General features: G+C 38.1%; 15 protein-coding genes and 1 pseudogene. 13 read left to right on the top strand and 3 right to left on the bottom strand.

Features of this window, described 5'->3' with window-relative positions; all coding sequences use genetic code 11:
- Positions 1–289: 289 nt before the first annotated feature.
- The 13 genes and pseudogenes from yhbH to ACFWE9_RS14210 all read left to right on the top strand — a co-directional run bounded on the left by yhbH (position 290) and on the right by ACFWE9_RS14210 (position 18,530).
- Complete coding sequence (gene yhbH, locus ACFWE9_RS14270; RefSeq protein WP_230157286.1) at positions 290–1,459, top strand: sporulation protein YhbH; 1,170 nt, start codon at positions 290–292, stop codon at positions 1,457–1,459.
- Positions 1,460–2,623: 1,164 nt separating this feature from the next.
- A complete protein-coding gene (locus ACFWE9_RS14265) occupies positions 2,624–6,391 on the top strand; it encodes a toxin Cry1Ac domain D-VI-related protein (RefSeq protein WP_377357323.1) in 3,768 nt (1,255 codons plus the stop codon).
- Between the two features lie 152 nt (positions 6,392–6,543).
- On the top strand, positions 6,544–7,068 hold the full coding sequence (locus ACFWE9_RS14260; protein WP_377357321.1) for a hypothetical protein: 525 nt from the start codon (positions 6,544–6,546) through the stop codon (positions 7,066–7,068).
- 477 nt (positions 7,069–7,545) lie between these two features.
- The gene (locus tag ACFWE9_RS14255) at positions 7,546–8,901 is read left to right on the top strand and encodes a nucleotide sugar dehydrogenase (RefSeq protein ID WP_377357319.1); all 1,356 of its coding nucleotides are present in this window, start codon (positions 7,546–7,548) and stop codon (positions 8,899–8,901) included.
- 60 nt (positions 8,902–8,961) lie between these two features.
- Positions 8,962–9,654: a YveK family protein gene (locus tag ACFWE9_RS14250; protein ID WP_377357318.1), complete on the top strand. Its 693-nt coding sequence runs from the start codon at positions 8,962–8,964 to the stop codon at positions 9,652–9,654.
- 59 nt (positions 9,655–9,713) lie between these two features.
- A complete protein-coding gene (locus tag ACFWE9_RS14245) occupies positions 9,714–10,388 on the top strand; it encodes a CpsD/CapB family tyrosine-protein kinase (RefSeq protein ID WP_377357335.1) in 675 nt (224 codons plus the stop codon).
- Between the two features lie 46 nt (positions 10,389–10,434).
- Positions 10,435–11,165, top strand: a pseudogene (locus tag ACFWE9_RS14240) (tyrosine-protein phosphatase).
- Positions 11,166–11,191: 26 nt separating this feature from the next.
- Positions 11,192–13,003, top strand: a complete 1,812-nt coding sequence (locus ACFWE9_RS14235; protein ID WP_377357316.1) for a polysaccharide biosynthesis protein — start codon at positions 11,192–11,194, stop codon at positions 13,001–13,003.
- Positions 13,004–13,278: 275 nt separating this feature from the next.
- Positions 13,279–13,863, top strand: a complete 585-nt coding sequence (locus tag ACFWE9_RS14230; protein WP_377357314.1) for a sugar transferase — start codon at positions 13,279–13,281, stop codon at positions 13,861–13,863.
- A 134-nt stretch (positions 13,864–13,997) separates the two neighbouring features.
- Positions 13,998–14,621, top strand: coding sequence for an acetyltransferase (locus ACFWE9_RS14225; RefSeq protein WP_377357312.1), 624 nt, complete (start codon positions 13,998–14,000; stop codon positions 14,619–14,621).
- Between the two features lie 12 nt (positions 14,622–14,633).
- Positions 14,634–15,794: a DegT/DnrJ/EryC1/StrS family aminotransferase gene (locus ACFWE9_RS14220; protein WP_377357310.1), complete on the top strand. Its 1,161-nt coding sequence runs from the start codon at positions 14,634–14,636 to the stop codon at positions 15,792–15,794.
- Between the two features lie 106 nt (positions 15,795–15,900).
- A complete protein-coding gene (locus ACFWE9_RS14215; RefSeq protein ID WP_377357308.1) occupies positions 15,901–16,074 on the top strand; it encodes a hypothetical protein in 174 nt (57 codons plus the stop codon).
- A 959-nt stretch (positions 16,075–17,033) separates the two neighbouring features.
- A complete protein-coding gene (locus ACFWE9_RS14210) occupies positions 17,034–18,530 on the top strand; it encodes a BglG family transcription antiterminator (protein ID WP_483878213.1) in 1,497 nt (498 codons plus the stop codon).
- 493 nt (positions 18,531–19,023) lie between these two features.
- On the opposite strand, the gene ACFWE9_RS14205 is transcribed toward ACFWE9_RS14210, so the two are convergent.
- From ACFWE9_RS14205 to ACFWE9_RS14195, 3 genes are all read right to left on the bottom strand, one after another.
- Positions 19,024–20,187, bottom strand: a complete 1,164-nt coding sequence (locus tag ACFWE9_RS14205; protein WP_377357333.1) for a CynX/NimT family MFS transporter — start codon at positions 20,185–20,187, stop codon at positions 19,024–19,026.
- 76 nt (positions 20,188–20,263) lie between these two features.
- A complete protein-coding gene (locus ACFWE9_RS14200) occupies positions 20,264–20,941 on the bottom strand; it encodes a FadR/GntR family transcriptional regulator (RefSeq protein WP_377357306.1) in 678 nt (225 codons plus the stop codon).
- A 194-nt stretch (positions 20,942–21,135) separates the two neighbouring features.
- A complete protein-coding gene (locus ACFWE9_RS14195; protein ID WP_377357331.1) occupies positions 21,136–22,473 on the bottom strand; it encodes an amino acid permease in 1,338 nt (445 codons plus the stop codon).
- Positions 22,474–22,493 lie beyond the last annotated feature (20 nt).

The following is a 22,493-nucleotide window of genomic DNA, read 5'->3' as shown; positions in this document are numbered from 1 at the left end:
CGTTTTCATGGGAATTCCTTATTTTTGTAGTTTCGTTAGGAAAAAATCTTAAAAAAACCTGAAGGCCATATATTGGCTTGTCTAGTTCGTAGGCAAACATCCATTATTGAATTTTGTTGTAAATTATCCTGTATCGCTGCATATGATAGAGTAATACATTTCTTTTAGTATGTTTTTTCAAGGTTGTATTTTTTTAAAAAGAAAACCGAGTGCTGTGGGTTTTCTCACACTAATTTATTATATGAAGGAATGATGAAAAGCGTGCAAACATTTTTAAGGGGGGAAGAGAATGTCGGAAGAGAATAATCAACAATATGTTATCTCACAGGAAAATTGGTCCCTCCACCGGAAAGGCTATGATGATCAACAGCGTCATCAGGAAAAGGTGCAGGAAGCGATAAAGAACAATTTACCTGATTTAATTTCAGAAGAAAGCATTGTCATGTCAAATGGCCGGGATGTCATCAAGATTCCCATTCGCTCCTTGGATGAATACAAAATTCGTTATAATTATGATAAAAACAAACATGTTGGTCAAGGAGATGGAGATAGTAAAGTGGGGGATGTGGTGGCAAGGGACGGCTCACCATCCGATGCCGGAGCAGGTAAAGGCCAAGGAGCAGGAGACAAGGCGGGTGAAGATTACTATGAAGCCGAAGTATCGATGATGGAGTTGGAAGAAGCGCTGTTCAGCCAATTGGAACTGCCTAATCTCCAGAAGAAAGAACAGGCGGAGCACACGCTCGAACAAATTGAATTCAACGATATTCGCAAGACAGGCTTAATGGGAAATATCGATAAAAAGAAAACAATGATTTCGGCCTTCAAACGAAACGCTTTAAGCGGTGACCCTGGTTTCCATCCGATTTATAAGGAAGATTTTAAATTCAAAACGTGGAATGAGATCCAGAAACCTGATTCCAAAGCCGTTGTGCTGGCAATGATGGATACTTCTGGAAGTATGGGGTTATGGGAAAAATATATGGCCCGAAGCTTTTTCTTTTGGATGAACCGTTTCTTGAGAACAAAATATGAAACAGTTGAAATCGAGTTCATCGCCCATCATACAGAAGCGAAAGTGGTTCCGGAAGTGGATTTCTTTTCAAAAGGGGAAAGCGGCGGTACGATTTGTTCGTCTGTATATCGAAAAGCATTAGAACTTATAGATCATAAATATGACCCTGCGAAGTTTAACATCTATCCGTTTCACTTTTCCGATGGTGATAATCTGACATCAGATAATGTCCGTTGCGTAAAGCTTGTAGAAGAACTCATGAAGGTTTCCAATATGTTCGGGTACGGGGAAGTCAATCAATACAACCGTCATTCGACACTGATGACAGCCTATAAGAATATCGATAATGAAAAATTCAGGTATTATATCCTTAAGCAAAAGGCTGATGTTTTCCACGCGATGAAAAGCTTTTTTAAAGACGAGGAAAGTAAGAAATATGCATAATGAAACAAGGTAGCTTCTTCGGGATTGTAGAGAAAGTATATTTCTCTCTACAATCTTTTTTTATTTAAGGTGAGATGGTTGGCATACCCCCCATTATAAATCTTATCCGGGGAGCAGGACAGTGCATCTAAACTAAGGGAGCGGCACTGAAAAATAAGGGGAGTTTGAAATTTAAATCATATCGTTTCATTTTTGGAACGATATGGTTGACTAAATATAATAGAATAAAATAGAAGTGCGGAAACACTTCCCCAAACCCATTATTAAAAGAATAAGCCTAATCCTCTAACTGAATCCAAGACAACGAGGCTTAGTTCAATACTTAAACTGCCTGTTCCTTCATTAATGGGGGCAGTCAGTTTAAGTTTTTTTCTGAATGGAGCATGTGAATCTAAGTAAAGTTTCGTTACGAAAGCCTTGCTTTTACTGAAATTGCAACACTTGCCTATATGTATATAGTTGCCATCATATTAAAGGAGCAAGATTATGTCGAAGCCATTTGCCTTTTTTTTATTATGGATGTCACCAGCATGGACTTTCCTATTAAAAAATCGGATGTATTTCATCCAAGCCTTTTTAGTCCTATTTTTAATGTACCTACTATTAAATAAACAAGAAATAAATACGTTAAAAATCACACTCATTATCGTTACTTCACTCTCCTTCCTTATAAGTGCCCACAGAAAGTAACGGGTAGAGGGAGTAAATCAGACTGACGGGAAATCCCACTTAGCAAAAAGACAGCATTCAACGGACGAAGCGAGGGAATTTAAGGGATGGGAAATGCGCTAAATTCAATCTGATGACCACTCATGCTTTATATCCAACGTGCCAATCAACTTCCCCAACCTTAAGATACAAATGTGGTTATGTAAAAGAACACAATTCATGCCAGTTGATAATAAAAAAGAATGGAACTAGGGGCACAAGATACTTGATATGTAGCTGTGCTTTTTTTTTTTGCCGAAAGATTGGTATCTACATTTTTTGTTTACCCTCCTTCACCTTTATATAAAACAGATTCACTATATTTGAATTTTTTTACATACATGCAGCTTCAAAAATGAATTTATATTCAACATTATAGGAACGAGGAGTTTGTCGAAAAATAGTAATATTAATTTGTTATCTACCAAATCTACTATTTTAGGAGGCAAGGTCCATATGAAAAAAAGTAAGATGTTAAAACCTATTAACGTCATGACCACATCATTTCTGTTAGCAAGCTCTCTATTAATACCAAGTGTCGGACTAGCGGAAGAACCATCGACAGTAAAGAATAAGGAAAGTTCGAATGCAAAAGAGTCGGGGGTTAAAACTCAGGAAGGTCGTAAAACAACTGAAATTCAAGCACCCAATAAAGCAGTTGCAGCAATCAATGCTAACGAAAGGGTTGTCAATAATTTTACGGAGTTAAAGGCTGCTTTAGAAGGTGATAACGGAATTACGACAGTCATATTTGGGAAAGACATTGATGTAAGTGGATCTATTAAGATTCAAGCGAAAAAAACACATATCGTGATAGATGGAAATAACCATACGTTAACGCAAACTGGAGGAACAGGAGGATTGGATAGCATATATTATGGTTATGCCTATGAATTACAAAGTACCACTGTAAAGAACTTGAATGTTAAAGGTAACAACCCTTATGGTGTCATTGCAATTGGGGATGGATTAAATAATGTAGAACAAATATTTGAAAATGTATCATATAGTGGACCGCAAATGATTTATAACAGAGGTGGAAAAGCAACTTTTAAGGATTTTAACGCCATAAACATTACCAGTCAAGAAATGGCTGAAACTGGAAGTGTGGAATTTCATGATGAAACTATCATAGCTCATAATAGTGCCTATTCCCTTATTTGGTCTGTTTCAGAACAACCGGATTTTATAGTCGCACCTAATGCGAATGTGAACATTACTACTCTTCAAAGTGGGCAAGGAATATTTTATCCGACAAAAGGTTATGGAGCTTTCATTATTGGGGAAAATGCAAAGGTGAATATTAATGGGCATAAAGGTTTTACAGGCCAGGGGATATTGAGAAATTTCATCGTGGATTCAGGGGCAGAGTTGGATATGAATAGAACGGGTAAAGATACATTAGCAATGATCTCGTTTCATAATGATGCAAAGATTAATGAAAAGGCAAAACTTAATGTTAGTACAGAAAATGGAGTTGCAGTGTATGCACCATATGTAGGGAAATTGTTTTTTAACAATCCAAAGAAGGTTGTAATATCCTCGCTTAATAGTCAAGCCTTTTATAGTGCTGCAAGCTTAGATTTTAATATGGTAACGGATGAGCTGAAGATTTGGGAGAACACGTCCAATACCCCTGCCAAAACGTTTGTAGGCAGGGAAGGTCAGCCTTTTAAATGGTCAGCTGTTTATCACAATAATCAGCTCTGGTCAGAGGCTCCTACAGTAAATATGTACATGGGTAAAACCAAAAAGATTGAATTAGGAGATAGGCAAGCCGAAAAAGAATTGGCCGATGCGAAAAACAAAGCCGAAGGGCTATTTACGGATGGCAATTTCAATACGTTGAAGAACACAACAAACCAGTCAGCCATTGATGAAGCTAAAAACGCGGTTGATAAGCTTCCGGAAGGTGCAGAGAAAAACCGCTTGAAAGATTTAGTAAACAAAGCACAAGATTTATTAAATAAAAAAATACAAGCCGAAAAAGACTTGAACGATGCAAAGAACAAAGTAGAAGATCTGTTCACGGATGACAAATTCGACACGTTGAAAGGAAGTACCGATCAAGGAGCGATTGATGAAGCCAAAGAAGCGGTCAGTAAATTACCAGCGGGTCCTGAAAAAGACCGTTTGCAAGATTTATTGAACAAAGCGCAAGATCTATTAAATAAAAAAATACAAGCCGAAAAAGAGCTCAACGATACGAAAAACAAAGTAGAAAGTCTGTTCACGGATGACAAGTTCGACACGTTGAAAGGAAGTACCGATCAAGGAGCGATTGATGAAGCCAAAGAAGCGGTCAGTAAATTACCAGCAGGGCCTGAAAAAGATCGCCTTGAAGAGTTACTGATTAATGCTCAAGATTTATTGAAGAAAAACGAACAAGCTGAAAAAGAGCTGAACGATGCGAAGAACAAAGTAGAAGATCTGTTCACGGATGACAAGTTCGACACGTTGAAAGGAAGTACCGATCAAGGAGCGATTGATGAAGCCGAAGAAGCGGTCAGTAAATTACCAGCGGGTCCTGAAAAAGACCGTTTGCAAGATTTATTGAACAAAGCGCAAGATCTATTAAATAAAAAAATACAAGCCGAAAAAGAGCTCAACGATACGAAAAACAAAGTAGAAAGTCTGTTCACGGATGACAAGTTCGACACGTTGAAAGGAAGTACCGATCAAGGAGCGATTGATGAAGCCAAAGAAGCGGTCAGTAAATTACCAGCAGGGCCTGAAAAAGATCGCCTTGAAGAGTTACTGATTAATGCTCAAGATTTATTGAAGAAAAACGAACAAGCTGAAAAAGAGCTGAACGATGCGAAGAACAAAGTGGAAGATCTGTTCACGGATGATAAGTTCGGCACCTTGAAGGGAAGTGCCGATCAAGGAGCGATTGACGAAGCCGAAGAAGCGGTCAGCAAATTACCAGCGGGTCCTGAAAAAGACCGTTTGCAAGATTTATTGAACAAAGCGCAAGATCTATTGAACAAGAAGGAAAAAGCCGAAAAAGAGCTGAACGATGCGAAGAACAAAGTGGAAGATCTGTTCACGGATGATAAGTTCGACACCTTGAAAGGAAGTGCCGATCAAGGAGCGATTGACGAAGCCGAAGAAGCGGTCAGTAAATTACCAGCGGGTCCTGAAAAAGACCGTTTGCAAGATTTATTGAACAAAGCGCAAGATCTATTGAACAAGAAGGAACAAGCCGAAAAAGAGTTGACTGATGCAAAGAACAAAGTGGAAGGATTGTTTACGGATAACAAGTTTGACACCTTGAAGGGAAGTATCGACCAAGCAGCGGTCGAAGAAGCTCAAGTAGCGGTCAACAAATTACCAGCCGGTCTTGAAAGAGATCGATTACAAGGTTTAGTCGACAAAGCCGAAGAACTATTGAATAAGGATGTAACGCCACCAGCAGCGCCTAGATTAAATGGAGTTACTACAGCAAGCAAAGAGGTAACGGGAACTGGTGAACCAGATGCAAAAGTGACTGTCACCATTAATGGAAAAACGTATACAGGGGTTGTAGGTCCAGACGGGATATTCAAGGTTGATATTCCAAAACAACCAGTCAATACGGTTATGACTGTCACCCTTACAGACGCGGCTGGGAATATCAGTGAACGATCAACTGTCACTGTGTCTCAGTTTATGCCGAGTGAACCTGTCAAGCTTAACAGTGTGTACCAAAATGCCGAGGCGATAACAGGTACGGCTCCTGAAGGGGAAACGATTGTTCGCTTATTGGTAAATGGTGTACCTCTTCGTACAGCACCTGTCAATGAAGATGGATCATTCAGTATTTACAGCAAGTATGTAGGAGTGGATGAGAATGGAAAAAATAAAACCTTACAAGCAGGCGATGTCGTAACGGTTGACTACGGTATTCGGACTCCATCGAACATACAAGCCCATACTACGGTACTTAAGGAAATAGAGAAACTGCAGGTGAATCCAGTGGCTCCTAATGCAGATTATGTTACGGGTAAAGCACCTGTAGGAACTCAGCTTCTTCGTATGAAAGTGAATGGAAATCCATTGAGAACAGTGAGTACTGTTCAGAGTGGAGCCGGGGTGATTAATCCTGATGGAAGTTACCAAATATACAGCCGGTTTATCACTGAGGATGGTGTGCAAAGAAGGCTCCAAGCAGGTGACGTCATTGAAGTGGATTATGGCCCTAATGTTGTAGGAGGGGACATAGCCAAAACGATTGTCCGTTAATCAATGTACTAAATATGCAAGAAGCCCTTTCCATTAGGGTGTAGGTCCTTCTTGCATATTTGATTATTAAATAGAGTGAGATGTATATAGAAAAAAGGAAAACAAGAATCTCTCTTTAAAAGGAGTTTGAGATTTTTAAAGGGGTGACATTTATGATCATAAAGAGAAGATTCAGAAGTATCTCCATCAGTATGTTGGCTTTAAGCCTATTTTTGACAGGCTGCACGTCAGCAGAAAAGGATGAACCAAAAGGTGGACCGAAAGCGATACAAAAACAAGAAGATTCATCCGCTAAGGATGAAGGACAAGAGAAAGACGTATCTGGGGTAGGTATTCAGATTGAAAAAGCTATGCAACTTGAACATCCAGAAAAAAAAGGAAAAAAAGTTTTACAGTTACAGCTGAAGGCAACGAATAAAACGGCAGAAGAGCGACATGTTGACGCTTTTGAAATGTCGGTATGGAATCAAGAGAATAAGAAACTAAGCATCTATCCTGGAGATAATTTAGGGACAAAACTTGCACCCGGAAAAAGTGTAAAAGGAAATGGCTACTATGTGATAGAAGGAAAAGGCCCGTTCAAGGTGCAGTATGAAAATACTGACACGAAGGAAAAGCAAGAATGGACAATTAACAAAGTGACAGACATGACAGCTGAAGCTACTGAGAAGAAGTAGTATGTATTCTTGATAGCTTGGCTAAATTTGAATTCCCCCGAGACATGGCACCGTGAAAATGGCCAATCAATCGGGGGATTTGTATTTCCATTATGCGGATATACTTGTACTCGTAATCTTAAAGTATAAACGCACTGCTTTGATAGGTGTGAATATCAAGCCGAAAAACGTGGATATTCAGGTTTTGCTGGGTAGATGAATCAAAAACAGAACGGTTCATTCGAAATCTGGAATGAGCATCAAAAATAATTATGATAGTTTAATAATGTTAACGAAAAAAATTAAAAGGAATCTTACAAGCGAACTTCTAGTATGTATACCAACCATAACATTCAAAATGGCGTATCTGGTCGGTTTAGCAGACTCGAATCTATAGCATGATAAGTTTGCAAGTCCATTTGTGGTGAATATTCATCATGGCCTGTTAGTTTTTAGATACTCGTTATGTTTTATAAGTGAAATGAAGGAGTTGTGACCATGATAACAGCGGTAACTCAAGAAGAGGACGAGCAAATAGATAATGCTCGATACTCGCTACAATCTGCTTTGCGGAAACGAATAATGAATAAAACGGCTAAAGTCGGAGTGATTGGATTGGGATATGTGGGTCTCCCAACAGCTTGTCATTATGCATGTAAAGGGTATAAAGTGACCGGATTCGACGTTTCCGAGACAAAGGTTCAAAGTTTAAATAAAGGAATCAATTATATCAATGATGTAGATAATGACGAGCTTACACAATTTATTAACCAAAACCGATTTACAGCGACAACGGATATGAAGCAGCTTGGAGAGATGGATGTCCTTTTGATTTGTGTTCCTACCCCTGTTAATAAGTTGAAAGAACCTGATATCTCGTACGTGAAGGATGTAGGAGAAATTGTGGCTGAACATGTGAAGGAAGGTACAATGGTGATTTTAGAAAGTACGACATATCCAGGAACGACAGAAGAGTATATCTGTACACCATTAACAGTAAGAGGATATGTCTTGGGGGAGAGCCTTTTTGTAGCTTATTCACCGGAAAGAATAGATCCAGGAAATAAAAAATTCAACTTAAGCAACACACCAAAGGTTGTCGGGGGAATAACGGAAACCTGTACAGATCTAGCTTGCATGTTTATCGGAAAGACCGCCCAGCGTGTTAATGGGATCCGTGTTGCTGAATTAAGCAAAATCTTTGAAAACACATTCCGATGGATTAACATGGCTTTGGTCAATGAAATGACAGTTCTATGCAAAGAATTGGAAATTGATATATGGGAAACGATCGATGCAGCTTCTTCGAAACCATACGGGTTCATGAAATTTACCCCAGGTATTGGTGTCGGGGGACACTGCATACCGGTCGATCCATACTACTTGCTCTATAAAGCAAAAGAACATGGTCATCGAACAAAAATGATTGAACTGGCAGGGGATATTAACGACGGGATGGTTCACTATTCCTATATGCGAATCCTCGAATTGCTTGCTTCCAAGGACAAGCTTATGAAACATTCACATGTTGTGGTATTAGGGGCAGCTTATAAAAGTAATATTGGTGATTTAAGGGAAAGTCCGGTCGTTCGTTTACTTGAACGGTTACAAAACAAGGTTCAAAAGCTGACCGTCATCGAACCTTATGCAAAAGAAATCCGGATCAATGAACAAATTCAACTGGTGGCAGAATACGATGTTGCCATTCTTCAAAAGGCCGATTTAGTTGTCATTGGAACACCACACACATGTTTTGACTGGAAAAGCGTCCATGATCATGCTTCATTAATATTCGATTCCAAAAATGTGTTGGAAGAAAGTGGTCTGCAATCTGATAAGATTGCAAAATTATAGGCACCAAGACTAGAAAGGTACAAGCCAAAGTGATGTAAAGAATGGATTGGAGTTGATTGAATGAGGGAGACACTCAGTATAAAAGATCTTTTCCAAATGGTAAAAAAACGCATAGCACTCATTTTTATCATCACAACCCTAATAACGGCAATAACAGGAATCGTTAGCTTTTTTATTCTGTCACCTGTTTACCAAGCTTCTACACAAATCTTAGTCAATCAATCCAAGGAAAGTACAGAACTTTACAATGTAGGTGAGATTCAAACCAATATTCAATTGATTGAAACGTACAGCGAGATCATAAAAAGTCCTATGTTGTTAGAAAAAGTAAAAGATCGACTGAATCTTGATCTATCAAATTCAGCATTATCGGAACAAATCAATATCGTCAGTAAAGGGAATTCACAAATATTTACCATTAAAGTTGAAAGTACGGATCCAAAACTCGCTGTAGATGTCGCCAGTGCAATAACGGACATATTCCAAGTTGAAATAAAAGCGCTTATGAATGTGAACAATGTCAATGTTTTATCAAAAGCAACTATAGGCGATAATTCTTCACCTATAAAACCGAATCCAATCATGAATATGATTCAAGCATGCTTTGCAGGGGTGATTATAAGTTTAGTTCTAATATTCTTGCTCGAATTTTTTGACAATACAATCAAGGTTGAGTCAGATATTGAAGAACATTTAAATATGCCGATGCTAGGCATCGTTAATTTAATGGATAGTAAAAAAAAGCGGAAATAATAGATCTGTAATCACAACCTCAAGAGGTGAAAAGATTGACACGCAATGAAAGGCATAAAATGACAGAGATTAAAAAAAGAAGCAGTATCTCTATGTTGAAGTCGAAATCTCCGGTTGTGGAGCAATATAGGACGATTCGAACGAATCTTCAGTTTTCCGCTGTGGAAAAAGATATAAGGACCATGATTTTCACCTCAGCCACCGCTGGCGAGGGAAAATCAACCACTTCGATCAATGTCGCAGCAGTTTTTGCACAGCAAGGGAAACGCATTCTCATCATTGATGCAGATTTGAGAAAGCCCAGTGTTCATACTAACTTAAACATGGAGAACTACCTAGGATTAACGAATGTCATCTCAAAGCAAAATCCATTATCTGATGCTGTACAACCTTCCATTTACCCCAATTTGGATGTGTTGACAAGTGGACCTATTCCTCCTAACCCATCGGAGTTGCTTGGGTCAAACGGAATGGTGACATTGTTGGATGAAGCCAAGATGAATTATGATTTGGTTATTTTGGATACACCGCCTGTCAATGCAGTTACAGATGCTCAAATACTAGCGAATATGGCAGATGGAGTTGTTTTAGTGGTTAGCAGCGGAAGTACTGAAATACAGCAAGCGAAAAAAGCGAAGGAATTACTTGAAAATGCCAATGCAAAGCTTTTAGGAGCAATCCTAAATAAGAAAAAACAAAAATATCCTGACGAATACTACTACTATGGTAAATAAAAAAGAAATTTAAAAGAATGTATGGGTGGGCTGAAGGGGGATAACAATGATAGATATTCATAGTCATATTTTGCCAGAAGTGGATGACGGTGCTGGAAATATCCAGGAAAGTATAGAAATGGCGAGGAAAGCCGTAGAGCAAGGAATCACTGACATCATTGCAACTCCTCATTATATTAAGGGGAAATATGAAAATGATAAAGAAAAAGTTGAGGAAGAAACTAGAAAATTGAACCAAGTGCTGATGAAATGGAGATCCCGCTGAAAGTATGGCCAGGGCAGGAAATCAGGATATCCGATGAGCTTATGGATGATTATGATAATAATAAAATCATGGGCTTGAATGATTCGCGGTACATCCTTCTCGAACTTCCTTCAAACCATGTGCCGAGATATACGGAACGATTGATCTATGATTTGCAAATGAAAAGAATGACACCGATCATTGCTCATCCAGAGCGGAATTTGGAAATAATAAAAAATCCGCAACTTCTAAAAGAACTAATATGGAAGGGAGCGTATTCACAAATAACGGCAGGGAGCATCACAGGTAAATTCGGATGGAGAACAAAAAGATTTTCCAAATTTTTAGTTCACTCAGGTCTTTCTCATTTTATTGCATCAGATGCTCATAATGTTGGAAACAGAGGGTTTCAAATCCGGGAAGCAAATAAAATAATTGAAAAGAATTTTGACAAAGAAGCAGTGAACGGCTTTAAAGAAAATGCCGAGAATGTTCTGTACGGAAAGAGAGTCAAGGAACTCTTGTTTCATTAAAAATAATAATATAGGGAGAAGTAGATTTGACATATTATAACCGGCTTTTCACATTAGTCTTACTGGACGCCATGATTGTTGTGACAGCTGTAATTTTAAGTTATTGGTTATTACATCCATATGATGAAATTCCAGCATTCGCCCTGACTAGTACGTTAATTTTACTTGTGTGTCATTATTTCTTTACTGCTTATTTGAAACAGTATAGGAAGGCTTGGGAGTACGCCAGTATCAGTGAAATGTTCAATGTGTTTAGAGCGACGACCTTTTCCATTGCCATTACGACGGTCATTCAGCTGTACTTTACCCATTTTCTATATATGAGGGAACTGTTAATTACATGGATCCTGTATATGGTCATGATAGGGTGCTCACGATTGGCATGGAGAGTCTATTCTAATCGATGCATTAAGCAATCACCCAATAAAAAAAGGACGTTGATCGTAGGAGCTGGATCTGCCGGGACGATGATAACGAGCCAGTTGTTAAAGTCCAGCAATATAAAATTAGTCCCAGTTGCATTCGTAGATGATGATAAAACGAAGCTAGGTTTAGAAATCTTCAACATACCAGTGGTCGCAGCTACAAAAAATATCGCTCAAGTGGTAGAAAGATACAAGATCGAGCATATCGTCATTGCAATTCCTTCTTTGAAAAGGGAGGAGATAAATGCCATATTCTCGGAATGCACGAAAACATGTGTAAAGACTCAAATTGTCCCTAGCCTTGAAGCGATAGTTCAAGGTAAGGTTTCAATTAATGAATTAAAAGATATCCAAATGGAGGACTTATTGGGGCGCTCACCGATTCAACTGGATGATAAAGGGATTTCGGGAAAAATTGTTGATAGTACTATTTTAGTAACGGGTGCGGGCGGTTCGATTGGATCTGAAATCTGTCGTCAAATCATGAAATATAATCCCGCTAAAATTGTATTGCTTGGGCATGGCGAAAACAGCATATACGCGATTGAGTTGGAATTGCTCGAAGCTTATGCAGATACAATAGAGATTGTGACCGAAATTGCAGATATTCAGGACCGCAGGAGAATGTTTCAGGTCATCGACCACCATCGTCCAAACATCGTCTATCATGCTGCGGCTCATAAACATGTACCACTTATGGAGTCCAACCCTAAAGAAGCGGTGAAAAATAACATCATAGGCACGATGAATGTTGCGGAGGCATCGGAAGCTAGCAAGGTGAATATTTTTGTCATGGTTTCTTCTGATAAAGCCGTAAATCCGACAAGTATTATGGGTGCCTCTAAATGTTTAGCCGAAATGATGATCCAGAATAAGAGTTTGGCAAGTTATACAAAATTCGTGACGGTTCGTTTTGGGAATGTCCTTGGCAGTAATGGCAGCGTCATCCCACTTTTTAAAAGGCAAATTAAAAAAGGCGGGCCTTTGACAGTTACGCATCCGGACATGATTCGCTATTTCATGACCATTCCCGAAGCTTCGAGATTGGTCATTCAGGCAGGGGTTTTGGCCAAAGGAGGAGAGGTCTTTGTATTGGATATGGGTGAGCCTGTCAAGATTGTCGATTTTGCGAAAAAGCTCATCCAACTGTCAGGTTACAACGTTGAAGATATCGGGATAACCTATACAGGAATTAGGCCTGGTGAAAAATTATATGAAGAACTACTTGGAGAAGATGAAGTTTATGCCAATCAGATCTATCCGAAAATTCATATTGGTAAACCTAGAGAAGTAAGTTGGGATGCAATAAAAGATATTATCACAACATATGATGACTTGAGCGAAGAAACGTTAAAAGAAAGAATGTTGGATTTAGCGAATTATAGGAAGGTTCACAAAATCCCCGTAACGTGACAATTTCCTGAAGAGGGTTTTGTGAAGAAGGTAAAGCAAGTGTTATAAATGGTTTTTGAAATCGCATCAAATACCAGGTTGGCAGAGTGATGCATGAATACAAATAGAGCGATGAATTCAATGTGTTATAAGAGTTGAAGATAGTGAAGAATTATAGAAAGAAACGAGTGGGAATTCGATAAAAGCAGCAAAGTAAAAACTATGATTCTGTGAATTTATCCGAAGAATTCCCTCGTTACTGGTAACCATACACAATGATGATTTGGGAGGGAAAAATGAAACGGGCTTTTGAATTATTGATATCTTGTCTGGCGATCATATTCATTTCTCTTCTTATGATACTTATCGTCATCCTCATCCGTTTGAAATTGGGTTCACCTGTCATTTTTAAGCAGCAGCGCCCAGGTCTTAATGGGAAACCCTTTTATCTGTATAAGTTTAGAACGATGACAGACGAAAAAGATGAAAAAGGGAACTTGGTTCCTGATGAGAAGAGATTAACGGATTTCGGCAAATTACTCAGGAAATTAAGTTTGGATGAATTACCGCAGTTGATTAATGTCATGAAAGGCGATGTGAGTTTTGTAGGTCCACGGCCATTATTAATGGAATATCTCCCATTATATACTGCCGAACAAGCAAGAAGGCATGATGTCCGTCCAGGAATGACGGGTTGGGCACAGGTAAATGGCCGCAATGCAATCTCATGGGAGAAAAAGTTTGAGCTTGATGTTTGGTACGTAGAAAATCAATCCTTTTTGTTGGATTTGAAAATCATCTATCTTACCTTGATTAAGGTATGTAAACAAGAAGCCATTACACAAGAAGGGCATGTCACAACCCAAAAATTTGTTGGATAATGGGATGAATGATTTGCCAGCATAATACCTGAAAGAAGTATTGAACCTGGAGGGAACGACGAGAAAACCTCTAGGTTCCGTAAATATTTTTCTTAAAGAAACTCTAAATTAGAAGATATCAGAAGTGATTTGGATTGAAGAAAATCGTGGTAATCGGTGCAGGCGGCCACTCAAAGGTTGTTCAAGATATTATTGAAGCAATGGGTGAGTATCGCCTCATGGCTATTTTGGATGATCAATATAGCGCGCTGAAAAAAGAAGGAAATGTGTATTTTGGTCCCATCTCAAGCTTTAAGAGCTTGTTCATCCATTTTGAATGTAAGTTAATTATTGCGATAGGTACGAACGATTTGCGATTTAAAATCGTAAACGAGCTGAGTTTAGATGTAATGGATTATGAGACAGTCATTCATCCTACTGCTGTCATAGGTCAAAATGTCTCGATAGGAAAAGGAACAGTCATTATGCCGAATGTCGTCTTGAACGCAGGTGCGAGAGTGGGGAACCATGTCATTCTTAACACATCTTCAGTCATTGAGCATGATACTCATCTGAATGATTTTGTTCATATAGCACCAAGTGCAACCCTGACAGGAGCTGTCAAGATCGGAACTGGAACCCTGATGGGAGCTGGATCCACAGTCATACCAAGCATCACGATAGGGGAATGGTGTACAGTTGGGGCCGGATCAACCATTATTAAAGACATTCCTCATGCATCAACCGCTGTGGGATCCCCAGCAAGGATAATAAAATAAGGAGTGTGTAGGATGGAGTATAAAAGGATTTATCTTTCTCCTCCCCATATGAGTGGAATTGAACAAATGTATGTAAACGAAGCATTCGAGTCGAATTGGGTTGCACCTCTAGGACCGAACGTAAAAGCTTTGGAAGAAGAATTTGCCAAATATGCAGGTACAAAAGGGGCCTTGGCAGTAAGTTCAGGCACAGCTGCCATTCATTTGGCATTGCAAGTATTGGGAGTCACCACTGGTGATACCGTATTCTGTTCTTCATTAACTTTTATAGCAAGTGCAAATCCTATCGTCTATCAAGGGGCGGAGCCTGTTTTTATTGATTCTGAACCTGATACATGGAATATGTCTGCTAGAGCATTAGAAAGAGCATTGGAAGATGGGAGAAGAAAACAGAAAATTCCAAAAGTAGTCATTTTGGTGCACTTGTTTGGTCAGAGTGCAAAGGTGGATGAGATCATGAACATCTGCAGGAAATATAAGGTTGCTTTGATAGAGGATGCAGCTGAATCCCTTGGAAGCACATATAAGGGGAAGCAAACCGGGTCGTTTGGTGATATAGGGATTTATTCGATGAATGGAAATAAAATCATTACAACTTCCGGTGGCGGCATGCTGGTATCGAATCAAGGAGGATTTTTGGATAAAGCTCTCTATTTATCTACACAAGCACGTGATCCAACCATTCACTATCAGCATAGCTCTATCGGATATAACTATCGTTTAAGTAACATTCTAGCTGGAATTGGTCGTGCCCAATTAGAAGTGTTAGATGAGCGTGTAAAAGCGCGAAGGGAAATTTTTGATCGGTATAAAAAGTCGTTGGAAAACATACCTGGCATTACCTTCATGCCAGAGTTAAAAGGTACGATGGGGAATCGCTGGTTGACGGCTTTAACAATAGATGACAAAGTCACGGGAGTACGAAACCTTGACGTAATCAATGCGTTAGAAGCAGAAAACATTGAATCAAGACCTGTATGGAAACCGTTACATTTACAGCCTGTCTTTAAAGATGCAGCCATTTTTACGGAAAGCGATGATAAAAATATTTCTAATATGTTATTTGAACAAGGTCTATGTTTGCCATCCGGTTCCGGTATGACAATAGAAGATCAAGAACGTGTAGTGGCAATTGTAAAGGAAGTACTTGAACCGTCCAAAATAAATGGGTGAGTTGTTGATGCGTTACGATACTTGTGACATTAAAGTTACATGGACAAGATATACTAAAGCCTGCTTAATAACCTTCCTTACAATGAAAAGGAGGCCATACGAAAATATGAGAAGGACATTTAAACTGATCTATCAAGATATCGACAGGTTAGCATGTTTATCAAATAAACGAAGTGGTTTGTATGAGAGAGAGATAGAAAATACTAGAAAAAGACTAGTTGAAAATATAAAAGCGATAGAACTGCATTGCATCGTATTCAATAATGAAGATTCCAGATAAATATTTCCTTATGTTTTCTGTACCTTCTGAAAAAAGGTGATTGTATTATTAATTTTTGAAGTCTGTTTTATTCTACAATAGAAATGAGCGTGCTTAGATTACGTTTGATGTGTAAAGGGTTGCTGTTTAAGAGAATAACAGAAGACGCACCGCTTTAAGATGGTCAGACTGGCGAGAAACCCTCCACATTCTTTTTCGTCCCTTTATTTCGATTCTTGCTTTCAGTGGAATCACTATAAAAAGGTAGGCTATTCCTTTTTTTGATTCACCATATACGGTCATCGATATTGCTCCGTTTAAAGTGTTGCTCTAACTAATAGGAGGCGCCTCATTCTTTTTATAGTGAATGCACTACAAGTCCACTATAAAAGAATGAGGTTTTTTAATATCTTTTATACGAAAAAGAAAACCTTAATTGCTCATCGATACATCATGAAAAAAAAGTAACATGTTCCATAAATGAAATGATTCATTGCTAATTTGAAATGTTCTAGCTGATTAAATATCTTTTAGAGATATATGACTCGTAAGCAACTAGACATACTATTTGAAGGACATGCTTCCTTGCTTATGGAGATAAGCAAGGAGAGGATTCCGACAGAGTCAAGGTTACTAACAAATATGGAAACTCCTGCGGGAAGGTAGTGTAAAAAAGTCTAAAAGCAGGGTTAGGTGCAATGTGCTTTTTCAGATAAACATGTAAATGGTATTAACTTAATATAAGTACTTTTTGAAATTTCAAGGATTAGCTGACTTCAAAAATTAATTTCTTCGTACCAAATATGAAACGACACTTGGATGAAACTATGTTACGTTTGGGTAGTAAGTAGTATTTGTTTTCTACCATTCTAAAAAAACATGTATAAACACGATGGGTAAGTAGGTATTAGTGCTTAAATCCAACTATACAATAGTTTAATAAGAAAATATGAAAATCCATTGAAGTTAAAGGTGATTTTATGAATAGATTTAATGACCGTTATTCAAACCTTTTATATTATTTATTCTATGAGGATAATTGGTGCAGTTTAAACGAACTATCAAAAAAAACAGGTTTTTCGAAAAGTACATTATGGCGGGATATTTTTCATATGAGTTCAAATCTCCCACCTGAATGGAAAATCGAAAAGAATGAAGTACAGGGCGTAAGATTACTGAAACCTAAAAACGGTACATTGGAAGAACTTTGGTTTCATCTGAAAAGTGAAAATACGTATTTTCAAACACTGGATTTAATTCTTTTTAACAATGGAGTAACGATAAAATACATGACTCAAAGAGTTCATGTCAGCCGCTCAACAGTTTACCGACAGTTAGAGAAAATTGAAGAAGTAGTACAAAGTGCCGGAGTTCAATTATCAAAAAGCCCATATAAAATTGTTGGCGATGAAAAAAAGATTAGAAGATTCATCATGCAATATGTAGAGTATATGTCCGTCAATTTAAATGATTTTATTACATCCTTCGATCTTAAGGAATTTCAGGACACACTATTGGAGCTATTAAAAGAACATGCAACTTCTTTACACATGGGGGCGATACAAAGGTTAGCTATCATCCTTCACATTTCAAACATCCGCATATCCCATAATTGCTTCGTATCATTCTCAAAAACGGTTTATATTGAAAATGAAAAATCAAAAGCATATGAAATATCAAAGCAACTATTCAAGTTCATGAAAAAATGTTCAAGCAGGGAGAAACAGATCCACGAAATCTTATTTTTATCTTTATATTTAATAAGCGAAGAAATGTCATTAAATCGTACGCAGGAGCTTAGGCACATTCGTTCCAGGCTTAATTCGGACAGTGGTAAGCCTTTAAGTCACTTTTTAATTACCTTATCAAAAAAAATAGGATTGGATGTTTCCCAAGATGATATTTTCATGTACGAATTTGCACAAACACTTCGTGGGATCTCCTTTGATTTACAACTAAAAACAGATACTAGAATAAATAGCATTTTACAATTCGTACCATATTTCGAAAAAAATCCGTTATTTGCTATTATTGAAGAAATAGCAAATAATATCTCGAATGAATTCACAATATCTTTTGAAAATATTGAAATATTGGAAATCTTCATGTTGGTCCAAGCCTCTATATTAAGAAAAAAAAACCAAATGGTCATAGAGACTGCGTTAGTATGTCGATCATATGTAGAGAAAGATTATATTCGTGAAGTATTGAAACATCATTTCGGAAACCAGTTAAATATTTATGTAATGGACTTATCTGATATAGATTCACTTTTCAGGAAAAATGGATTCGATATTTTAATAACAACAGATTTAGGGCAGTTAATTAATATTGAACACATTCCCATTTATAAAGTTTCTTCCTTTCCAACTCCTTCCGAATTAAAAGAAATTAAGATGTTTACTCGAAAGAATTTTATTGATAGGTATGGTTTAAACCCAAATATCTTATATCCATTTGATGAAGACTTTGATTGAGTTTAGTCACAGTGCTTAAAATAGAGCAATGCCCCGCTTTGATGTATTTAGGCATTTAATCACTTTCTACCTTTACCCCCTGATAATGAACAGTAATATTCAGCTAATAAATTACCACGTCATTAAGCCCAGGTGTTTTGTTTTTTCTCCAAAGGGAGAAGGTGAGTCTATAACAATATTTACCAGATTATCCTTTCGAAATTAGAAACTATGTGAAATGGTTTTATAAGTTTCATCAATGGAGCGATAGGCTGCAAACCATCCATAATTAAATGATGGACATTATCATTTAATCTTGTTTTGCAAGGTGTTCGTTGAAGATGAATATGGAATTGGCTGTGACCGAGTAAGCAACATAACTACCGCTGCTGCTAAAGAAAATGGCCCCGGTGCAATACCGAGACCATCGCCGCTTAAGGCTTTTTATATTATTTAAATAATGTGTCACTGTTCTCTTGTAGTATGTTGTTTTAATAAAAGGTCACTAGCAGCTTTAATGAGTCGATACATATTCGTTTTTTCCTGCACGCATTCCAACAATGAAAATAAGTGCAGATACAACGACTAACATCAATAAGGGAATCGTCCAACTGTGAGTTACGTCATGGAGCCCTCCGAATAAAACTGGCCCAACGGCAGCCAAGAGGTACCCAAATGATTGAGCCATTCCTGATAATTCCGTCGCCTCATGGGTACTTTGTGTTCGAAGACTAAAGAACATCATCGATAAACTGAATATGGTTCCGACACCAATCCCGATCAAGATCATGCATACTGGGATAAACAACTTGCTTCCGTACAATATGCCGAAGATCCCTACAACAAGGAAGATGACCGGTGGGACCACTAACAAGCGCTGACTTTGCATGTGTCCAGCTATAATTGGCATAATGAATGTTATCGGAATGACGGCAAGCTGCATGATGGAGAGCATCCAGCCAGCATCATCAGCGCTCAGGCCTTTTTGTTCCAGGATTTCCGGCATCCAGGTAATTACTGTATAGAAAATAAATGATTGCAATCCCATGAAAAAAGTGATCTGCCAAGCTAAACCAGAACGCCACAAGTTTATGTTTTTTATGACGGCCGTTTGTACATCCTTGTCTGACTTGAATGGTCGTCGTAATTGCGGGATCCAAAAGAAAACGGTAATAAGAGATAAAATTCCCCAACATCCAAGGGCACCAGCCCATCCTAATCCAGATGACGAAGCAATCGGAATGCTGATCCCAGATCCTATTGCGCCACATAAATTCATGGAAACGGCATAAATCCCTGTCATCAAACCGATCCTGCTTGCAAAATTATGTTTAATTAGACTGGGTAATAATACATTGCCGATGGCGATGGCTAACCCAATTAAAATGGTCCCTAAGAACAATGATGGTACTCCTCCAATGGAACGGAGCATAATCCCGATCGTTAATAATATCAAAGACACGAATAGGGTGAGCTCCATTCCAAATCGCCGTGCTATCCTAGGGGCAAATGGTGATAATAATGCGAAAGAAAGCAAAGGCAATGTCGTTAAGGAACCTGATAGTGTATTGGATATACCCAGATTATCACTTATTGAAGTGACAAGTGGGCCTACTGATGTTAAGGGAGCCCTTAGATTGGCCCCGATAAGAATGATTCCGATAATGAGAAGTCCCATTCTCGGTTTAATATCTATTTTTGGTTGTTCCAGTTGATCTGCCGCTTGATGAATGCCCATAATATGTCCTCCGTATTTACTTTAAAGATTTTTTAAATCGTGCAATGTATTCATTCACTGTTTCGATTGCCCGATTTACATCTTGTTCGATGATGGCCTCGACAAGACTACAATGAATGTTTAAATGAAAGTTCTCATCAGTACTCATCTCAACGATCTGATGGATGGAGTCATGCAGGGAATCTTCCATATGTTCGTACAAATCAATCAATAAATCATTATGTGATGAGCCCATAATCGATTTATGCAACAGTATATCTGCTTCTTCATAAGCCTTGATATCCTTCGCTTCAGCAGCATTCCGACATGCTGTTATATGAATCTGCAACTGTTCTATATCTTCTTTGTCACGTCTTAGTGCGGCTAACTGGGCTCCCTCTCGTTCAAGGGCATGACGGACCTCTAACGTTTCTAATAAACTTGACTGCTGGATCCTTCTTTGAAATGCAGCCCCCAGGGCACTTGATGACTTTACGAATGTTCCTTTTCCTTGTTTAGTTACTAAAAGACCTGCATACACAAGTGATCGTACAGCTTCTCTTAATGTATTTCTGCTTACATCGAATTGTTTGATCAAATCCATTTCAGGAGGAATCTGATGTCCGATCTTCCATTCGCCTGATTCAATTAAAGCTTCGATTTGGAAAACCACTTGCTCTACAAGTGATAAACGATTTGTTTTAGATATGGTCAATATGTACACCTCGAATTTGTAGGATGATTGGGTCATTGGTTATTTTAACATATGTATGTTGAAAATATAAACAAAGAATTTTTTGTTCATATACCTTCCCCTTCAATCGCCACTTCGGCTGCATAGTGGACAAAAGTCCATAGAAGAAAGCCCTGAAATCAAGTTTCAGGGCTTTCTTCTAACATTTTCTATTCTTAAGCTGCTTTTTTTTGTTTGACAATAAAAGAGAGAAGGATCAATATTCCTAAAGTGACGAGACATACAGTGGTACCAATAATATTTTGTTTATTAAAGATGAAAGCCAAAAAGATAAAGCTTAAAGCTGTGATAGCAAATATAGTTGTGTATGGGAACCACTTTACCCGGAAACCTGATTTGTCTGTATATTGTTTACGGAGCTTCAGTTGCGCAGAACATATACTGATCCATAATAGTAAAACTGTGAAGCCAGGGATAGCCATTAGATAGCTTAATATCAGATCGGGAGTCAAATAGGATAAAAACACACCAACTAATATACATAATGTCGTTAAAATTATCCCATTAATGGGGATGCCCTTTTTGGTTATTCTTAAAAATGGCTTAGGGGCTTCTCCGTTCTGAGAAAGAGTGAACAATGTCCTTGATGTAGCGTATATACCTGAATTTGCAGCTGATAAGACAGCTGTTAAAAGAACGAAATTCATAATATCCGCTGCTCCAGGGAGACCTGATAGGCTGAAAACCTGAACGAAGGGACTTTCTACAGTGCTAACTTGGTTCCAAGGTAGCACTCCGCAAATAATAAGAATGGGCAAGACGTAAAAAAGGACCACCCGCCATACTGTTCCTTTAATGATTTTTGGTATAACCTTCTGGCTATCTTTTGTTTCCGTGACGGCTACACCAATTAATTCTGCACCCCCATATGAAAACATGACAATTAAAAGTGCACCTAGCATGCCTTCAATGCCTTTCGGGAAAAAACCACCATGTTCTGTGTAATTAGCAAATGAAGCAGAACTAGGGAAAATTCCAAGTAGGATCAAAGCTCCTAAAATGATAAAAGCAATTAACGTTATTATTTTAATACCTGCAAACCAAAACTCTAGTTCACCATAGTATTTTACTTGAAACAAATTTATTCCGATTACAACTGATGCGCAAAGTATACTTAACAGCCACAATGGTACAGAAGGAAACCAATATTGTAGAAAGCTTCCAGCCGCTACTATTTCTACGATGATCACGATAATCCAGTTAAACCAATAGAGCCATCCGACAATGAAGGATAGTTTAAATCCAAAAGCTTTATTTATGAGATGTTGTACGTTCAAATTAGGAAAAACGGTTGCCATCTCTCCTAAAGCCGCCATTACTATAAATAAAAGTAGTCCTCCTATTAAATAGGCGATCACAACACTTGGACCAGCCATATTTAATGTTTCTGAACTCCCCTTGAAAATCCCTGTTCCTATCATTCCGGCCAATGCAATAAACTGGACATGCCTTGGTAATAAGCCCTTTTTTAAATCTGGATGAGTCTTTTCCATTTTATTCATGCCTTTCATGA

Origin of the sequence: Peribacillus sp. NPDC060253 (assembly GCF_042727425.1) — a bacterium.
Taxonomy (GTDB): Bacteria; Bacillota; Bacilli; order Bacillales; family DSM-1321; genus Peribacillus.
Note: the sequence above shows the minus strand (reverse complement) of the source record. Positions and strands in the feature narration are given on the sequence as shown.